The 16797-nt window shown below is 40.8% G+C and carries 19 protein-coding genes; 6 read left to right on the plus strand and 13 right to left on the minus strand.

The window, feature by feature from the left end; all coding sequences use genetic code 11:
- Positions 1-14 precede the first annotated feature (14 nt).
- The 6 genes from B5X60_RS14355 to B5X60_RS14380 all read right to left on the minus strand — a co-directional run bounded on the left by B5X60_RS14355 (position 15) and on the right by B5X60_RS14380 (position 4441).
- Positions 15-1055 (minus strand): agmatine deiminase family protein, encoded by a 1041-nt coding sequence (locus tag B5X60_RS14355; RefSeq protein WP_079703413.1) that lies wholly within the window; start codon positions 1053-1055, stop codon positions 15-17.
- A 1-nt stretch (position 1056) separates the two neighbouring features.
- Positions 1057-1941, minus strand: coding sequence for a carbon-nitrogen hydrolase (locus tag B5X60_RS14360; protein WP_079703414.1), 885 nt, complete (start codon positions 1939-1941; stop codon positions 1057-1059).
- 120 nt (positions 1942-2061) lie between these two features.
- Positions 2062-2469, minus strand: coding sequence for a DUF1801 domain-containing protein (locus B5X60_RS14365; protein ID WP_079703415.1), 408 nt, complete (start codon positions 2467-2469; stop codon positions 2062-2064).
- A 154-nt stretch (positions 2470-2623) separates the two neighbouring features.
- A complete protein-coding gene (locus B5X60_RS14370) occupies positions 2624-3340 on the minus strand; it encodes a DNA alkylation repair protein (RefSeq protein ID WP_079703416.1) in 717 nt (238 codons plus the stop codon).
- Between the two features lie 90 nt (positions 3341-3430).
- Entirely contained in the window at positions 3431-3805 is a 375-nt protein-coding gene (locus tag B5X60_RS14375; RefSeq protein WP_079703417.1) for a response regulator, read from the minus strand.
- Between the two features lie 93 nt (positions 3806-3898).
- Positions 3899-4441 carry a hypothetical protein gene (locus B5X60_RS14380; RefSeq protein ID WP_139377492.1) on the minus strand — a complete coding sequence of 181 codons (543 nt, stop codon included), beginning with the start codon at positions 4439-4441 and terminating at the stop codon, positions 3899-3901.
- Positions 4442-4566: 125 nt separating this feature from the next.
- Here B5X60_RS14380 and B5X60_RS14385 point away from each other — a divergent pair, with 125 nt between their 5' ends.
- The gene (locus B5X60_RS14385) at positions 4567-5436 is read left to right on the plus strand and encodes an MBL fold metallo-hydrolase (RefSeq protein ID WP_079703419.1); all 870 of its coding nucleotides are present in this window, start codon (positions 4567-4569) and stop codon (positions 5434-5436) included.
- A 2-nt stretch (positions 5437-5438) separates the two neighbouring features.
- Here the strand turns inward: B5X60_RS14385 and B5X60_RS14390 are convergent, their stop codons facing one another.
- Together B5X60_RS14390 and B5X60_RS14395 are read right to left on the minus strand one after the other, a co-directional pair.
- Positions 5439-6086: a response regulator transcription factor gene (locus B5X60_RS14390; protein ID WP_139377493.1), complete on the minus strand. Its 648-nt coding sequence runs from the start codon at positions 6084-6086 to the stop codon at positions 5439-5441.
- Between the two features lie 173 nt (positions 6087-6259).
- Complete coding sequence (locus B5X60_RS14395) at positions 6260-8686, minus strand: outer membrane beta-barrel family protein (RefSeq protein WP_079703421.1); 2427 nt, start codon at positions 8684-8686, stop codon at positions 6260-6262.
- A gap of 223 nt (positions 8687-8909) precedes the next feature.
- Here B5X60_RS14395 and B5X60_RS14400 point away from each other — a divergent pair, with 223 nt between their 5' ends.
- Positions 8910-9908, plus strand: coding sequence for a sensor histidine kinase (locus B5X60_RS14400; protein WP_079703422.1), 999 nt, complete (start codon positions 8910-8912; stop codon positions 9906-9908).
- The gene (locus tag B5X60_RS14405) at positions 9909-10616 is read left to right on the plus strand and encodes a LytR/AlgR family response regulator transcription factor (RefSeq protein ID WP_079703423.1); all 708 of its coding nucleotides are present in this window, start codon (positions 9909-9911) and stop codon (positions 10614-10616) included.
- Between the two features lie 396 nt (positions 10617-11012).
- On the opposite strand, the gene B5X60_RS14410 is transcribed toward B5X60_RS14405, so the two are convergent.
- The 3 genes from B5X60_RS14410 to B5X60_RS14420 all read right to left on the minus strand — a co-directional run bounded on the left by B5X60_RS14410 (position 11013) and on the right by B5X60_RS14420 (position 12641).
- A complete protein-coding gene (locus B5X60_RS14410; protein ID WP_079703424.1) occupies positions 11013-11264 on the minus strand; it encodes a hypothetical protein in 252 nt (83 codons plus the stop codon).
- Between the two features lie 9 nt (positions 11265-11273).
- Entirely contained in the window at positions 11274-11672 is a 399-nt protein-coding gene (locus B5X60_RS14415; protein ID WP_079703425.1) for a hypothetical protein, read from the minus strand.
- A 123-nt stretch (positions 11673-11795) separates the two neighbouring features.
- The gene (locus tag B5X60_RS14420; RefSeq protein ID WP_079703426.1) at positions 11796-12641 is read right to left on the minus strand and encodes a bifunctional helix-turn-helix domain-containing protein/methylated-DNA--[protein]-cysteine S-methyltransferase; all 846 of its coding nucleotides are present in this window, start codon (positions 12639-12641) and stop codon (positions 11796-11798) included.
- Positions 12642-12824: 183 nt separating this feature from the next.
- Between B5X60_RS14420 and B5X60_RS14425 the strand changes: the two genes are divergently transcribed.
- Both B5X60_RS14425 and B5X60_RS18320 read left to right on the plus strand, forming a co-directional pair.
- The gene (locus tag B5X60_RS14425) at positions 12825-13370 is read left to right on the plus strand and encodes a YciE/YciF ferroxidase family protein (RefSeq protein ID WP_079703427.1); all 546 of its coding nucleotides are present in this window, start codon (positions 12825-12827) and stop codon (positions 13368-13370) included.
- Positions 13371-13497: 127 nt separating this feature from the next.
- A complete protein-coding gene (locus tag B5X60_RS18320; RefSeq protein ID WP_170878464.1) occupies positions 13498-13674 on the plus strand; it encodes a DUF6496 domain-containing protein in 177 nt (58 codons plus the stop codon).
- Here the strand turns inward: B5X60_RS18320 and B5X60_RS14430 are convergent.
- Together B5X60_RS14430 and B5X60_RS14435 are read right to left on the minus strand one after the other, a co-directional pair.
- Positions 13671-15797: a M56 family metallopeptidase gene (locus B5X60_RS14430; protein ID WP_079703428.1), complete on the minus strand. Its 2127-nt coding sequence runs from the start codon at positions 15795-15797 to the stop codon at positions 13671-13673. The two genes, B5X60_RS18320 and B5X60_RS14430, sit on opposite strands and share 4 nt — an antisense overlap.
- Positions 15798-15800: 3 nt before the next feature.
- On the minus strand, positions 15801-16199 hold the full coding sequence (locus B5X60_RS14435; protein ID WP_079703429.1) for a BlaI/MecI/CopY family transcriptional regulator: 399 nt from the start codon (positions 16197-16199) through the stop codon (positions 15801-15803).
- A 276-nt stretch (positions 16200-16475) separates the two neighbouring features.
- Here B5X60_RS14435 and B5X60_RS14440 point away from each other — a divergent pair, with 276 nt between their 5' ends.
- Positions 16476-16751, plus strand: a complete 276-nt coding sequence (locus B5X60_RS14440) for a hypothetical protein (protein ID WP_079703430.1) — start codon at positions 16476-16478, stop codon at positions 16749-16751.
- Positions 16752-16797: the final 46 nt, after the last annotated feature.

Consider the following 16797-nt stretch of genomic DNA (forward strand, 5'->3'; position numbering starts at 1 on the left):
CCTGATACTTGATACTAGCCAGGTATTTGCTGACTCAAGCAATGTAGCGTCCCAAATCCCCAAATAAGGTCAATAGCATTTATGGGAATAACTTCACGATCTGGAAAACAATCCGCAATAATGTTCAGCGCATGCCTGTCATTCGGGTCGTTGAAAGTAGGGACTAAAACGCAGTTATTCAGTATAAGGAAGTTTGCATAACTCGCCGGCAGGCTGAGATTCTCAAACTCCAGCTTCTGAGGCATCGGCAAAGTGACAATATTTGGTTTTTTACCGTTCTCCAGCTTCGCGTTTTCAAGCCGTTTTAAGTTATCCTGGAGTGAATCGTAATTGTTTGATTTCGGGTCAGATTCCACAACAGTAATGATTGTGTCTTCATTTACAAAACGGCACAAGTCATCAATATGACCATGCGTATCATCTCCCTCGATTCCATCTCCCAGCCAAATGACATTCGTTATGCCCAGATATTCCATGAAAACAGCTTCATAATCAGCTTTAGTGAAGCCTGGGTTACGAACCTGGATCGTGGGGTGCATCAGGCATTCTTCTGATGTCAACAGGGTGCCTTTTCCATTGACGTCGATAGCGCCTCCTTCAAGAATCACAGGTTTGCCTTTATATACCACCTGAGTTAAAGGAACTTTTAAGAATTCGGCAAGCTTTGCGGGAATGTGTTTGTCCAGCTGAAAGTTTTTATACTTGGCCCAGCCATTGAAGTTGAAATTAAGAGCTTCTCTTTTTGAACCATTCTGCACGATAATTGGTCCTGAGTCGCGCATCCAGCTTCTGTTCGTTCGATGGGTGATAAATGATATCTTCTTAAGGTCAATGTGGGCTGCAGTTAACATCTCCTGGACTGATTCTCTCTGTCTTGTGTCGGCCACAATTAAGAAAACCTGTTCAAAAAGAGAAACTTTCTTGATGAACTCTACGAAATCCCATTTAATGGCATCATATTTTCCCGGCCAGTCTTTTCCGCTGTGCGGAAAACATAAAAGTATACCCTCTTGCTTTTCCCATTCAGCGGGAAACCTTCTGATAGATGTACTCATTCTATCGTGCCCTTTTGGTGATATCCTCGTAAGAGTCTATTCTCCTGTCGCGGAAGAACGGCCAGTTTTGTCGGACGTTTTCCTGGAGATCAAGATCCACTTCGGCGATCAGAATCTCCTCTTTGTCTTCCGATGCCTGAGCAAGAATTTCTCCCTGCGGTCCGCAAATGAACGAAGATCCCCAGAATTGGATGCCATCAGTTCCAGGGACATATTGCTCGAGCCCGATACGGTTGGCAGCAGCGACATACACGCCATTTGCTACTGCATGGCCTTTCATTACGGTCATCCAGGCATTTTGCTGCTTTTCGCCATACTCGTCTTTCTCCTTAGGATGCCAGCCAATTGCTGTTGGATAAAATAGAACTTCTGCTCCCTGCATTGCCGTAAGTCGTGCGGCTTCCGGATACCATTGATCCCAGCAGATCAGGGTGCCGATTTTCCCTTTATTTGTCGGAAATGTTTTGAAGCCAATATCTCCCGGAGTGAAATAGAATTTTTCATAAAAATGAGGATCATCTGGAATATGCATCTTCCGGTATAACCCGGCTTCACTTCCATCAGTGTTTATTATGTAGGCACTGTTGTGATAGATCCCCGCCATCCTTTTTTCGAAGAAAGGCACTATGATAACCACACCGAGTTCTTTAGCCAGAGCGCTGAATGCGGTGAACGAGGTACTGTATAAGGGCTCCGCCAATGCGAAGGCATCGGTACTTTCATCCTGACAGAAATAGTGTGCGCTATAAAGCTCCGGAATGCAAATAACCTCAGCGCCTTTTGCTGCAGCGTCACTCACCCATTTTAGGCATTTTTTAAGGTTATTCTCAGGAATGTCGTTAAGGCTAACCTGAACCACGGCGATCTTATATTTCTTGTTGGGCATAATTGTGTCTCTCAATAAAATACAAAATTACTGAAAATATTGTTTGGGGAAAGTAATAAGGAAGCTGAGTACGACGAAAAGGGTGGTAGTGCTAATATGTACGAGCATACGAACCCTATATTACTTTTCAACTGTACTAAGCCAGTCAGTGATCACTTTTCTAAGGCTGCCTTCTTTTGCCTTAACATCGTCAGCACCTTTAAAATTCACCATCCTCCTCCCATCAGTATAGTTTCCCTCGAGCAGGCCTGTATTATTAACAATTTTAGCCCCTGTAGGAAAAACAAGCATCAGTCTCCCTCGATGAAGATTTGTGACTGCAATGTCCCGTTTGTATTCTTTGGGGTCGAATGGTTGCATTTCGCCATTATAAAAAAAGCTAGGGGAATTCCATTTAATGTGCTCTGAGATTCCATCAATGCTCAGGAAGATCTGACGGATTAGTTCCACCGCTTCAGCAATTGGTTTGTCGAGTTTTTCAATAAACCGTGTTACTTGTTCTGAGTCGGAGAGTTTTGATTGAGCCATTGTTGATTGATTATAAATGAGAATTCAGTTTTTTAACCTGGAGGTACGGCGTTTAGATGCGTTAGGGGGTGAAGCGAAAATCATTTTATGAGCCTGCTCATAAAATATTGTAGCGGAACACCCGGCCCCCGCACCACGGGGGCAACGCCCAAATTTACCCTAACTTCTTCATCTTGATATAATATTCCCTTATCGCCTTATCATACTTTTCAATAGCCCCCCGAAGCATGGTTCTTGGCATGGTCGCTGCATAATTGTCAAGAAACTTCAACAGTCTCTCAGGCTGCTTATCGCCCGCAAACCTTAACATCCACCCTGTTGCTTTGTGAATCAGGTCTTCTTTATCACCCAGCAAAAGCTCCGCAAGTTTAAAGGTATCATCAGTTTCGCCTTTCCTTATGAAGTAACAAGTGCTTAAAATTGCTGTGCGACGTTCCCAGAGATTTTCTGATGCGGCAAGTTGATACAGAATTTCGCGCTGCTTGTCGTGCAGGTAGCATCCGGTCATGTACAGGCAACCAAGGTCTACCAGATCCCAGTTGTTAATGCGGTCATGGCGTCTCATGTAAAGGTCGTAAAACTCCTTAAGCCTTGCCTGTGTTGTCTTTTTGTTTCTTGAAGCTTTGTCCATTATGCTGACGGCACCCGCCCGGGCCTCATGTATATCAGACTCTAAAAGCTTTTCAATTTCATCGATTTCCATATCACAGGCCTGTTTCGCAAGTTCGAAAAGCTGGCCCATTTTTACTCCAATGAACTGGTCGCCCTCGCCATACTGGCCTTGTCCTGACTTGAAATAACGCTCAATCTTTTCCTTCTCCGGGTCTGATCGCAGGGAGTTTAATTTAAAGAGGAATTCGTCAGCAGTCATTAGTATAGCTGGTCAAGTCCATAAATTGGGTTAAGCCATACTAAACTAAATAAAAGGTTTGATTATGTTAAAGGGGAAATGACCTGCTTTTTACTCCTTAATGGATTTGGCAAGACAATCTTTGATGACAGCCATAAAATCGTCAAGATCGAAAGGCTTGCTTATAAATGCGTCACAATCATAAGTGCCGAGCGATTGTATAACTTTTGGATAACCTGAAAAAATTATGACCGGCAAATGCGAGGTGCTTGGTTCTGACTTAATCATGTGACAGAGTTCCCCGCCATTTATCCCGTAAAGCAGGTAATCGATGAGGATAAGATCTGGATTTTTGTCATGGATCATTTGAAATATATCTTCAACAATCGGGCTGGTTTCAACGGAATAGTTCTCCATTGTAAGAGCCGCGTTAACAGCTTCCAAGATATCCTGATCATTATCGATTACAAGAATGCGTTGTTGCATAGGCAGTGTTTTTCTAGCTAAACAACGTCTTCGTTATTTTGTTAGTTCGCCAACAAAAAAGATACTGAATAATGACAGTCCTGCTTTTTGCCGTTATTTAAACGTAATTCCCAGACCGATACGAAACGATCCAAGGTTAAAACCTTGTTGAACAAATGTTGACGGATAGTCAATTTCCTGGTAGTTGTAGCCTGTTTGAACGCCAAGATTCAGCCCATTGTTTACCGCCACGGAATATGAGAGCCCGGCTCCGGCTGTAAGTCCCCGGTTAAGATTGTCGAATAGCTTGATTGAATAACCGCCGTATGCGTCAAGTTTAAGGCCCGTTAGTTCCGGATTAAAAAAATATGCAGCGTTAAAGGTAATTGGAAGAGTATTGTACGTTGCGCCGGTACTTCTTTTGTAGTTATCTGTGCCGAGCGCGATACCTAATCCGTAATTTTTATTTATGATACGGGTTATTCCGGTTCGGGTCCTGAAGGCATTAAATTCCGCATTGTTGCCGAACGTATTGTTGAGATGGATCAGCCCGCCCACTTCCGTATAATTTATTATTTTCCTTTCCTGAGCATAGGTGTTACAGACAGCCAGGAAAATAATCGTTAAAACGAGATATTTAAATACAGATGGTTTCATATTAAGGATAATGGGTAATTTAAACATGGATAATTGCGAATATAAGTACTGCTAGCTAATTTATTTAGTAGTTTTTATATAATTTTACGGTTCAATAATATACGAAATTTATCCGCTTCTGATTCATGTCATTATACATCACATCGTTAAATTCTGGAAGCAATGGAAATTGTTATTATCTGGCCAATGAGGAGGATGCTGTTCTTGTTGATGTGGGCCTAAATTGCCGTGAAACTGAGAAGAGGATGGCCCGTCTGGGATTATCAATGAATAAAGTCAGGGCTATTTTCATATCCCATGAACATTCAGACCATATAAGCGGATTACCGGTTATTGCCCGGAAATATCAGCTTCCGGTTTATATAACTCCCGGTACTCTGACTGGCGGTCGACTTACTTTGCAGGAAGAACTTGTCAGAACCTTTAATGCTCATGAGTGTGTCCATATTGGAGAGCTTGTGATTACTGCATTCCCGAAATTGCATGACGCATCAGAACCCCATAGCTTTATTGTTAGCTGCCGGGAAGTAACTGTCGGGGTATTTACTGATATTGGCTTTCCCTGTGAAAACCTGATTAAATATTTTAAACGTTGTCATGCAGCTTTTCTTGAAGCGAATTATGATGATGACATGCTTGACAGAGGACGTTATCCTTATTTTTTGAAGAAGCGGATCCGTGGAGGATACGGACATTTGTCGAATAAGCAGGCATTGGAGCTGTTTAAAACTTGTAGACCTCCGCACATGAGTCATTTGCTGCTTTCCCACCTTTCAAGGGATAATAACTCCCCGGATCTGGTTCTGGAATTATTCAGGAGTTCAGCAGGAGACACAGAAATTGTCGTTGCGTCACGCGACTGTGAAACCAATATCTATCACATAAAGGCTGTGCAGGGAAAAGGTATGAGAGAACATGCAAGGGTTGAGGAAGTCAGGATTCCGGCACTTAACCTCCCTGTTGCGGAACATGTTCAGTACTCGCTTTTCCAGTAAGCTCAAACCTTTACCAATCCATTTTTTATTGCGTATAACATTACCCCGGGGCGGGAGGGGAGGTCTAGTTTACGAAAAACTGCAGCTCTGTGTTTCTCCAGCGTATTTACGCTGATGTTCATTTCAGTAGCTATTGCCGAATAACTCATAGGCGTACAGCATAATCTCAGGAACTCCAATTCTTTTGATGAAAGCGGGGGAACAGAGATGTTGCCCGTCTTAACAGATCTCATGAATTTTGCAGTTACGATATTATTCAGATAAGAACCATTGTATGCAATCTCGCGGACTGCGGTTACAAGATCTTCCGGGTTGGCGTTTTTTAGTAAATATCCGCCCGAGCCGGATTGTAGCATCCTGGTAATCGTGTCTTCTTCATCGAGCATGCTGAGTGCAAGAATGCCAATGCCCGGATAATGCTTTTTTAACCACCTTGAACTTTCATATCCGTCCATATGAGGCATGTTAACATCCATTAAAACGATATCCGGGATAACTTGCGAGTTCTTGAGACTGGCTTGCATTTCGACTCCGTTATCGGCTTCAAAAACCACTTCTATATCTTGCTGATTAGAGAGAAGTTCAGATATCCCCGCCCTGAATAAACGGTGGTCATCAATTATCGCTATCGTTATTTTTGCCTTGTCCAATTCGGTAGAAATTGACCGGAATATAAGGAAAAGTTTACGTTTTACGGTCAGATAATATGTTGCATATCGTTTGAACAACGATGAAGTTTGTACTTTATTAATTAACGCCTGAACAGCGTTTATATACTTACAGCAAACCTGCCGCAGTCAGGGTATAACGTACAACGTATCACTTATCTTTCCACGCTATCATCATTCACAATAGTTCTCTTATTCTTTGCAATCTGGCTTTTAAGTTTACCAAAGCGATAGTTTACAGAGAATGCGAAACCGCGATAAAAGTTTCGGGCGTCATTTTTCTGGTTAAAACCTGGTCCAAATCTCTCATCGATATTATTACGATATTTATTGAAGGGATTCGTGATCAGGCTCGTCAACGTCAGTTTATCCTTAATCAGCTCCTTATTTAAACTGAATGAACTGCCGATAAATCCATTTTTGTTTTCCTGAATCCCAACAGAACGGGTGTTTGCAGTGAGGTTAGTACTCACCCTCCAGCCTTTTTCAAATCTGTAGCCAGTATTAATGTTCAGGTAGGCCATTGGACCGCTGTTATCGACAAATTCACCATTGATGAAGGTACGAGACCAGATATACCTGACATCGGTATTAAAAGTTACATTCATACGGCTGCTAAGGGGTTGGCTGATATACACGTTTGATCGAAGAACCTTTGCTTTATTTATGTTTGCAAAACGGGCAGTAGTAACTTTGCTCACCGGATCATAGGTCGATACCGGCATGACAAGCCCGTTCATGACCATATATGCCGCGGCGAAACTTAGGGTTGTTTTTTTTGATCGATTGTAACCCAGATATACCATATTGGTGAAGGCTGGATTGAGATCTGGATTACCGGAATTATAGTATTCGGGATTGGACCGATCCACAAAAGGGTTTAGCTGGGTTATTCCCGGGCGCTGCATCCGCGTTGTGAAAGTAAGACTCATCATACTCAAGTCTTTGAATTTCTTGCTGATGGCCACCGCAGGGATTACGTTTAGATAGTTCTGCCTAACTGATGAAGAGGTCGAAAAGAAATCAGCATTGACAATCGTATTCTCAATTCTCGCCCCGGCTTTAAATCCCCAGGTCTTAATATTGAACTGGTAGGTATTATATGCGGAAAAGATATTCTGCTTGTTCTCATATAGGTTAGAAAATGCCGGTATGTTCTCGTACGAGGCTTTTATTTCATCATATGAGTGGTAATTGAAAGCACTATTATTTGTTCTGAAGATGCCTTTTACTCCACCTTCAACATTTATTCTTCGGAATGGATGCACATAGTCAATCTGTACGGTTTGTTCTCTTGAAGATCCATCGTTTTCCTGGATATAATTTGGAGTGTTATAACTTATTCTGTCAGTAATATTCAGATTGTTTAGCAGCTTATTGTCGTATTCCAGGAAACGGTATGATAATGTTAACAAACGCGACTTGTTAGATCTGAATCCAAGTTGATAATTTAGGCCCGCATCAGCACTGCTTCCGTTTTCATGAATATCATTTGTTAATGTATAGCCCTGTATGCTGCCTGAGCTGTTACTTAGAAGTGAACTTTGTATCGCATCTCCAAGTAATTTGTTCCTGCTTACATTAAACTGCCCGGATATCAAATTCAGGCTATCAAGTTCATAGCTTATATCAAAGCCCACATAAGCGGTTTTTACATCTGACTTTTTGATGCTGTTCTGAATAAGATTAGTTGGGTTAAGACCTGTTGTAGACCGCACGTTAAAATTTTCTGCCGCAGGGGATAAGTATTGACTTGCACCTCCCAGAAATGAGGCACCTAATTTATCATGTTTAATGGTGAATGACCCTCCTGTCGCAGGCCCTCCAAGTGGAAAGCGTTCGCTCAAATTTATCGATCCGTTATAACCATTGTCAACCTTTTTGTCAGTAACGATATTAATTATTCCTGCAACACCTTCGACATCATATTTTGACGAAGGGCTAAATATCACCTCTACGTTTTTGATACTGGATGCAGGCATGCTTCGGAGGATATCTTTTGAATTTCGTTCCATCATTCCGGAAGGTTTACCATTGATCAGTATTTTGTAGCTTTTATTTCCATTCATCATCAAATTATCGTCGCCGTCAACAGATAGTAAGGGCACTTTTCGCATTATCTCCAGAACTGTACTTCCTTTGCTTTCCGGATCAGCTTTGATGTCGTAATTTATCCTATCGGTTTCCTGTTTAATTATAGCCCGGTCAGCTACCACTTTGACTTCAGACAATTTATAGGACTGCGACCCAAGACTAATCTGACCAAGATTTAGGTCTGAGTTTTTTAGTTCCAGCGAAATAGTTTTCGAATTGTAGCCAATACTGATCAGCACTACGCTATAATTTGCCGGACTGATTTTATCAAAAGAAAACGATCCGTCGGCCTTGCTTAAGGTCGTTTTTATAACTACGTTTTCCTTGTCTTTAAGGCTTATTGTTACAAAATCCAGTGGTCTTTTGTTCGTTGAATCGTTGACAAAACCTGAAATTATATATGGGCGGGAAATTGATTGTGCTTTTAAGAAGATAGGTCCTGATGTTAATAGAGTTGTCAGGATGAGTAGGACACTGCTGGCTTTCATATTGTTCGGTGTTGTTTATGATTATGAAGCAAAAGTATCCCCTGCAAAAAAACCTCTGCAACGGGCCGGGCAGACAACTAATAATCACTGATAAAAAAGGTTATTTAAGGGATGAAACTATTCAACACTCTAAAAAGGGTTTTTGCAAGTGATTTTGAGCTGTTCGTAATATATAATTAGCTTTACAAGACGACACCCTCATATTTGTTGAAAAATCTGGAAATTGAAACCATCTAAGCTTCATCTTATTATTTCGGCTACTGCCAGCGTCCCTTTTTTCTGGGTTGCGGAAAGATATATGAATGCGTTTCGGATCCGGGAGACCGAAGCTTTGGCAACTGCCGCCACAATAAGTTTTTTTGGAATCATATTTATTGGCAGATACCTTGCTATCAAGTGGGCAAGTGTAATTCCATTCCCGCTTCGGCATCAATATACGGTGCTCGGAGCCCTTATAGCATGGACGGGTCTTTTTCTTTTGATTTATCCAAATTTTAACCCGCTACATAGTATGCCGGGCATCAATCTTCTGATGTACTGGATTCCATTTATCTTGCTATCCTTATCCGTAGGTTTCCTGATTAAACTGGTGCGTATGAATGAAAATGCACTTGACGATGCCAGGAAGAAAGCAATGCAGAGTCAATCTGAATTACAGCTTCTACAGTCTCAAATAAGTCCACATTTTCTGTTTAATACACTTAACAACCTCTACGGGATATCACTTACGCGGCATGAGAAAATTCCGCCTCTTCTTTTGAAGCTTTCGGATTTGCTTCGGTACTCAGTTTATGATGCAAAAGAACTTTTCGTGAAGTTAACTGACGAACTGAACTACCTCAACAACTACATTGAATTTGAGAAAATCCGCATCGGCGACCGGCTTGCAATAACTACCGAGTTTGTTCGAAAGGATAATGATATTCATATAGCTCCTATGATATTAATTATTTTCGTCGAAAATGCTTTTAAGCATGCAAAAAATTCAACGGATCAAAACGTCTGCATTGATATCAGGTTAGAAACGTCAGAAAACTCAATTCAGTTCTCCATTAAAAATTCTTATCAGGAGAACCAGGAGAAAGGAATTGATAAATACAGTGGCTTTGGACTTGCTAATGTCAGAAAAAGACTGGATTTGCTTTATCCGAACAGATATTTTCTGAAAACCGATATGATAGATGATTTTTATAATGTTTCGCTGCAGCTCAAAGTATTGTAAATGAGGAAATATACGTGCCTTATTGTTGATGACGAGCCGATAGCGAGAGAGATTGTGCAAACGTATTGTGCGTACCTTCCCCAACTAAAAGTTTTTGGATCGTGCGCTAACGCCCTTGAAGCCAAAATTATTTTGCAGGAGAACGATATCGATATCTTATTCCTTGACATCAATATGCCTGTGCTGGACGGTATTGCATTTCTTAAAACCCTCAAGAATCAACCTCAGGTAATTTTTACGACAGCCTACAAGGAATACGCATCAGACGCCTTTGACCTTTCAGTATGTGATTACCTGCTGAAACCTTTTTCTCTCGAAAGATTTATAGTTGCAATCGACAAGGCAATTGACAGACTCCACGAAAGGGTTCCGATTAACCAACCCCTTGGAAGAAAAGAGGAAGATTTTATTTTCATCCGTACGAGCGGTAAAATTTATAAAATACAATTTGTAGACCTGCTATATGCAGAGGCAAGCGGGAATAATACCCGCCTTGTTACTTCTGAAGCAATTTTACTTCCTGCCATGACACTAACAAATGTTGAAGTCATGCTGCCGCCAGCTGATTTTTTAAGAACCCATCGCTCTTTTATCGTGAATAAGTCGAAAATTACGCATATCGAAGGAAACAGGGTATACATAGGAAAAATTGAAATACCGATTGGAAGCAATTACAGGGAAGGATTTTTGAAGAACCTCGGCTTCTAATATAATCCCTGTGGGCAAGCTTATTCTACGACCGTTGCTTTACTATTAGTTAGTTAAAATCGGTGTGCCTTTCTTTTGATTAAATACCGTTTAAAATAGCGGCTAATTTTTTGATAAATAAATGAGGTTTCTGAGAATCCCCGGAATTAATGGGTACTTTCCTTTTATAACTTTCGGGACAGTTCCGGGCCAGCTTCGGTATATTTCCCGAACAGAGTTCGGATATTACCTGGAAGTTTTACAAATCTGTCCCATAACTAAAGTTAACCAGGTATGAGGAATGGTGATATTATTCCTGACCTTCTTTAAATACTGGCGTGAAAAATTTCTGATTGGAGAATTTGAATTTTCGTTTAACGAAAATTCAGACTTTGCTGGAAGGTGGTAATGGCTATGCTAAGTCGCTTTACCTTTATGTTCCCAATGGTCTTTGATGATTACACCTGCGTTATCTGTTTTAAAGCGCCTTGAAAACCTTTCACCTTTGATCCGGCCGTCAAGTTCCTTTTTGCCCAAAAATAATAAAATGGGTCGACCCAGTTCATCTGTTTTGAAGGCCATATGGTACTTTTTGAAAGGCTTTTCAATCATTGAATCTGGCTCATAAATCTTGTTCAAGACTTTCCGGACGGGTTCCTTCAACTCCATAAATCTGAATTAGATTTGTTTATTCCTTCCGGACATCATCCAGGTTGAATTAAAGTGCTCGTCGTCGCTGTCAGGCTTAAGTTCATCGGGGTATGGATTCAGCTTATCTTCATCGGCATTTTCAATCTTATGCTCATTGCTGGCAGCTTTTGATTGAGGGTTTACTTCATCAGGCGATGGATTAATTCCGTTATCACCTGAACGTTCATCATCACCGTTACCGCTGTCTTCCCGGTATTCTTTTTCCTCAGTTTCCGGGGAATCTCGGTCAGGGTCAAAATCAGAAACGCCTGCGCCGCTTGCATGCCCGAGGCTCATATCATTGCCAATATCGAGCTTGTCATTTTGCTGTTCTGTCTGCGAAGGTTGTTTTTGGTCCTTTCCAGGATTTTTGTTGGTGTCGCTCATGGTGCCTCCATATTTTATTTATATAACAAGCATCAAGCAAACTAGTTTTAGTAATTTCATTCCGCATATCTGAACAGATCTATTGGAACTGTCTTTTTTGGGGACATCTACATGCGATGTTAATTAAGTCTTATTCACTTTTGAGGCTTCCCATCCGATAATTGCGCTCTTGCGGGTGAGCCCCCACATATAGCCGCCTAGTGCGCCGCCGGACTGTATAACCCGGTGACAAGGGATAAGGAAAGCAACTGGATTACTGCCAATAGCTGTACCGACTGCACGGGATGCATTCGGGCGATCAATCCGGGTGGCAATGGTTCCATAGCTTGTCAAGTCACCCATAGGAATCTTTAGAAGTGTTTCCCAAACTTTAAGCTGAAATGATGTTCCTTTGAGATGTAGTTTTATGTGGTCAAGTTTTGTCCAGTCATGACTGAAAATGTAAAGTGCCTCTTGCTGGCGCTGGTCAAGAAAATGGGAGAATTGTGCATGTGGAAAGAGGAGTTTTAACTGCTTTAACGAGTCGAATTCATCGTCAGTAAAGGCCATATGGCAAATTCCTTTTGGTGTTGAAGCGACTAGGATGTTGCCGAAAGGGCTTGCGGCGTAGCTATAATTAATTGAAAGTTCTGCACCGCCATTTTTATATTCCCCTGGAGTCATTCCCTCTATTTGAACGAATAAATCATGAAGTCTGCCAGTGCCTGACAGGCCCGATTCATAGGCGGCATCAAAAAGCGTTACCTGTTTATCTTTCAAAATTCCCTTGGCATATTCAACACTGACGTATTGCAGGAATTTTTTTGGGCTCACTCCGGCCCAATCTGTAAAAAGTCGCTGGAAATGGAAGGGGCTTAAATTTATTTGTTCAGCAAGCTCCTCAAGTGAAGGCTGCTTCCTGAAATTTTTTCTTATGTAGTCAATCGCATTTGCAATTCTGGCATAATTTATCTCTTGAGTTATAGTCATTTGGGAATTCTTTATATGATACAAATCTATGCTGACAGGAGCCGGTGGAAAACCCGAAACTTGCTCAAGTTAATATGAGATGAATTTATACGTTGGCCTTTGTATTTATACTGGTTTTTTAAAACGACTAAACCTTTCAAAAAACAGGTTGTTAGACCTTTACAAATACTAAACAAAGATATTATGAAACAGCAGAGCAAAACAATGTCTAAAGAAGACAGAGAAAAAGATAAGTCAGCATTGCTGAAACTCTTTACAGATGAAATTAAGGATATTTATTGGGCTGAAAAGCATTTAGTAAAAGCCCTTCCAAAGATGGCAAAAGGTGCAACATCATCGGAGTTAACTGCTGCGATTGAAAAGCATATTGGTGAGACCGAAGTTCATATTACGAGACTCGAAGAAGTTTTTGGAATTCTTGGTATTAAACCTCAGGCAAAGAAATGCGATGCTATGGCTGGATTGATCGAAGAAGGTCAGGGCGTTTTGGAAGATACTGAAGATGGAACAATGACGCGTGATGCAGGAATTATTTCTGCGTCTCAAAAAGTAGAGCACTACGAAATAGCGACTTATGGAACATTGCGTGTTCTTGCAAATACGCTTGGTTTGACTGATGCGGCTGAATTGCTGGAGACTACTCTGGAAGAAGAAAAAACTACCGATGTCGGTCTCACCGTAATTGCTGAAGGCTTTGTTAATGAAGCTGCATCTCAGGAAGTAGAATAACGCTTAACCTTTATAGTGATGGAAAGCCATGCCACCAGGTATGGCTTTTTTTTCGCGTTATATCGTTGTTTAAAAATTCGAAATCAGGCTCATCACTCTGTTAGTTGTTACAAAAAAAACAGTTGTTATGACAAAGTATTCAGAAAAGGCCTCTGAAAAAGTTGAGGAAGCCTTGCATGAAAAAAACGAGGGTACCATTAAAACCGGAAGCGGAAAAAAGGTGACCTCGAGAAAACAAGCAATAGCAATCGGTTTATCGGAAGCGCGAAAAGAAGGCGCAAAAGTTCCTAAAAAGAAAAATTAGTTTTTTCTATACGTGAAATCTATAGTGTGATCTTTTCTTTTAAGCATTTTTGATAAGATTTGATCGCGTATTTCAGAACTCTGCTTAATTCCGTCGACAATAAGTTCATTGTTGTTAATTCTGTAGGAAAACTTCTTTGGATCTTTTACCAAACCCTCAGTGATCAGCTCTTTTGTAATCTGGTGTGTAAGATCATTTGGGTTTACTGCCTGGTTTGTATTCAGCTGCTGCGAGGAATAATTTCTCCTGATCGGCCTGATTGGATCCGGAGAATTTAACCCTTTTCCTGTGATTTTTGCAGGCTTATATGCTGGTGTAGGTTTTATTTCGATATCAGTTTCAATTTTTGGGGTAGTATTAATACCAGGCTTCACATCCGGCGTTGCTCGAATTTCCAGTTCTGGAACTACATTGATTTTTGGAGACTTTGCAGGTCTTGCTTTGATTGCTTTTATTCCAGCACGAGGCTCCAGATTAGGCGCTGAAGGAGATTGTGGTGTGTAGGGGACTGGAGCAGTTAATGGCGATACTGACGGTGTAGGAGGTACAGATGGTGCCGCTGGTGCTGCCGGCGCGGCGGGAGCAGTAGGCGGCAAAGTATCTGCAAATGCAGACAATGGTTCCAGATTAGAAATATCAGAAAGAGCGGTAAATTTCTCTATGGCAAAATCCTTGTTTAGCACTAATTTGCCAAGCAATTTTAATGGCTCTCCTTTAAAATGAAGTTCTTTCCGTGGATTTTCAAAAGCTTCGAATGTTGTGAAATTTCCTCTGGGAACTGATTTATTATGACTGTTTTCAGTCGCGTTAACAGCCTCGTTGAACTGGACAATTTCTATTATAGTATTGGTATAATCAGCAAGATTTTCTTTCGCAACCTTCCTGTTATTGACGTAGAGTTCGGTAACCTCATCATCCTGTATTACGATTTTATACGACTTTCCATTGTGATCGGCATTGAATGTAGTTGATCCACCATTTATGGTAATTTCATGAATTTTTGCAGCTGGAATGGTGTCAGGGATTAATGTAAAGGATTTAACGGCTGGGAATGCCTTTTCAAATGTTGAAACCACAGGGTTAAATGTTTTGCTGATGTGTTCTTTTGCTCCATCTGTAAAAGCAAGACTCAGCAGGCCGGAAAATACCAGGCCAGATGTTAAAATAAATTTTTCCATTGGATTTAAGGTGTCGTTTTGGTTATAAATGATTCTTTTGGCTCGCTTTACCAAACTGTTTTCAGAACCGGTGAAGGCGATTGATAATTGATTGTGGTGATTACGGTATTCTTCAAATGATATCAGAGCGCGAACGTATTCTATTTTTCCGCTGCTGCTTGCAATAGCGAGGTCATCACAGCAGTTTTCACGTTCAATTCGAATACGTTTGGAGAGCCACCATATCGCCGGGTTAAAGAAGAAAACCACTTCAACCAGGCTTTGGAAGATGTTGATAAAATAATCCTGCCGCTTAATGTGCGCCAGTTCATGGAGGATAATTGCCTCTACCTGCTCTGCAGGAATTGCAGCAAGCATACCCACAGGAACCAATATCATGGGCTTAAAATAGCCCACAGTCAGAGGTATGGCTGTTAAACCCGATTCGGCAAAAGTTACTATTGATTTAATGCCCATTCTTTTTGACCAGATTTGGACAAGCGATGTCCATTTATCTCCCGGATTAAAAATTTCCTTGTTCTTAAGATTTGAGACACGGTAGATACCCAGCGACAATTGGACTCCATTGAAGCATATAATTATGAACCATGCCAGTACAATGCTATTTGAGTAAAGGTTTAGCGTTGAAAAAACCTGATCTAGTAAATCCGCTTGTGCAATTGTTTGAATTTGAGGTCCTTCAATAAGAAGACTTCCTTTTTCGAATGATATCTCCGCAGGAGTATCAGCAAACTTAAAAAATGTCAATAGTGAGCATAGTACAAACAGGACCATGCCGCCGGCAAGAAAATTATAACGTACTGAAGGCGATAATTTTCCTGATCCGAGTAAGATCAATCCGGTAAATGCGGCTATAGCTGCCCCTTGCCATAGTGAATGTAGAAGGGTGAGATACACGGCCCTTGTAAGAGCTTCTGAATCCATAAAATCAACTATTAAGTTCATTTGTTATTTATTATTGTCCAGGTCTTTTAATATTTTTCTAAGTTCATCAAGCTCTTCCCGGGAAGTTTTTTTGCTTCCAACTAGCTGCATCACCAATTTCGATGGAGAACCATTGTAAAGAGTGTTAACAAAACGATCTAGTAAGTGACTCTTTGTTTTATACTCTTCCTCTGCCGGTCGGTAGATATGTTTCATGCTGCTTTCATCTCGAAGAAGCAAGTTCTTTTCGGCCATGATTTGCATTAATTTTAGTGTCGAGGTATAATTAACCTCCCGCTGCTCGTTGAGTTTATCATTAACAAGCCTGACTGTTGACGGGCCAAACTCCCATAAAACCTGGAGGATCTCGAGCTCAGATTTTGTGGGTTCAGGTTTTTTGACTTTTTCTTCTTTCTCTTCCATATAACTAAGGTAGGAAACTTTTCGTACGAATTGTAATCTAGCTTAATTTTTTTTTGTTAAATTTTGTTAAATAGTTGTTAAGGCTATAGGATGGCAATAAAATGGTGGTTTTCCAGTATTGTTAATGGTTTATGATTTGCAATATTTGGTAGCCTAACAGATTATTATGACCCTGCATCTACCTATGCCATTACCATAATAACCTTAAGGAATTTCAAAATTGGTAGTGGAGTAAAAGACTGAAAGCAAGGCTGTATAGCTAACATACCATGTTGAATGGAGATAATAATTAAAAGAGCATCATTTAGTGCTGACGACTTCAATTCTGAGAATACTTATAGACAATTTGGTTCTGCGAAAAATCTAGACGGATTTGTAGCAATAGAAATAGCCGATCAGTCATTTGATGCATTTAAAGAAATACTGCGTGAAACGTATGCAGGTCTGGATTCTGAATATGGGCGTCATGCGTTGGAGCAACAGCATTCGGAAACACTGGAAAAACGTCAGATGATGATCAGCCAGATTATTACGAAGATATTTAAACCCTGAGAAGGGCAAGGAACCATGTGGAAGGTATAAAGATTCTTTACAGCCT

The sequence above is a fragment of the Daejeonella lutea genome (genome assembly GCF_900168015.1).
Taxonomy (GTDB): Bacteria; Bacteroidota; Bacteroidia; order Sphingobacteriales; family Sphingobacteriaceae; genus Daejeonella; species Daejeonella lutea.

Excerpts from the sequence above, each read along its gene's own strand:
- B5X60_RS14355 (WP_079703413.1), bottom strand. The coding sequence starts at position 1,055 with ATGAGTACATCTATCAGAAGGTTTCCCGCTGAATGGGAAAAGCAAGAG.
- B5X60_RS14360 (WP_079703414.1), bottom strand. The coding sequence starts at position 1,941 with ATGCCCAACAAGAAATATAAGATCGCCGTGGTTCAGGTTAGCCTTAAC.
- B5X60_RS14365 (WP_079703415.1), bottom strand. The coding sequence starts at position 2,469 with ATGGCTCAATCAAAACTCTCCGACTCAGAACAAGTAACACGGTTTATT.
- B5X60_RS14370 (WP_079703416.1), bottom strand. The coding sequence starts at position 3,340 with ATGACTGCTGACGAATTCCTCTTTAAATTAAACTCCCTGCGATCAGAC.
- B5X60_RS14375 (WP_079703417.1), bottom strand. The coding sequence starts at position 3,805 with ATGCAACAACGCATTCTTGTAATCGATAATGATCAGGATATCTTGGAA.
- B5X60_RS14380 (WP_139377492.1), bottom strand. The coding sequence starts at position 4,441 with ATGAAACCATCTGTATTTAAATATCTCGTTTTAACGATTATTTTCCTG.
- B5X60_RS14385 (WP_079703419.1), top strand. The coding sequence starts at position 4,567 with ATGTCATTATACATCACATCGTTAAATTCTGGAAGCAATGGAAATTGT.
- B5X60_RS14395 (WP_079703421.1), bottom strand. The coding sequence starts at position 8,686 with ATGAAAGCCAGCAGTGTCCTACTCATCCTGACAACTCTATTAACATCA.
- B5X60_RS14405 (WP_079703423.1), top strand. The coding sequence starts at position 9,909 with ATGAGGAAATATACGTGCCTTATTGTTGATGACGAGCCGATAGCGAGA.
- B5X60_RS14410 (WP_079703424.1), bottom strand. The coding sequence starts at position 11,264 with ATGGAGTTGAAGGAACCCGTCCGGAAAGTCTTGAACAAGATTTATGAG.
- B5X60_RS14415 (WP_079703425.1), bottom strand. The coding sequence starts at position 11,672 with ATGAGCGACACCAACAAAAATCCTGGAAAGGACCAAAAACAACCTTCG.
- B5X60_RS14420 (WP_079703426.1), bottom strand. The coding sequence starts at position 12,641 with ATGACTATAACTCAAGAGATAAATTATGCCAGAATTGCAAATGCGATT.
- B5X60_RS14425 (WP_079703427.1), top strand. The coding sequence starts at position 12,825 with ATGAAACAGCAGAGCAAAACAATGTCTAAAGAAGACAGAGAAAAAGAT.
- B5X60_RS18320 (WP_170878464.1), top strand. The coding sequence starts at position 13,498 with ATGACAAAGTATTCAGAAAAGGCCTCTGAAAAAGTTGAGGAAGCCTTG.
- B5X60_RS14430 (WP_079703428.1), bottom strand. The coding sequence starts at position 15,797 with ATGAACTTAATAGTTGATTTTATGGATTCAGAAGCTCTTACAAGGGCC.
- B5X60_RS14435 (WP_079703429.1), bottom strand. The coding sequence starts at position 16,199 with ATGGAAGAGAAAGAAGAAAAAGTCAAAAAACCTGAACCCACAAAATCT.
- B5X60_RS14440 (WP_079703430.1), top strand. The coding sequence starts at position 16,476 with ATGGAGATAATAATTAAAAGAGCATCATTTAGTGCTGACGACTTCAAT.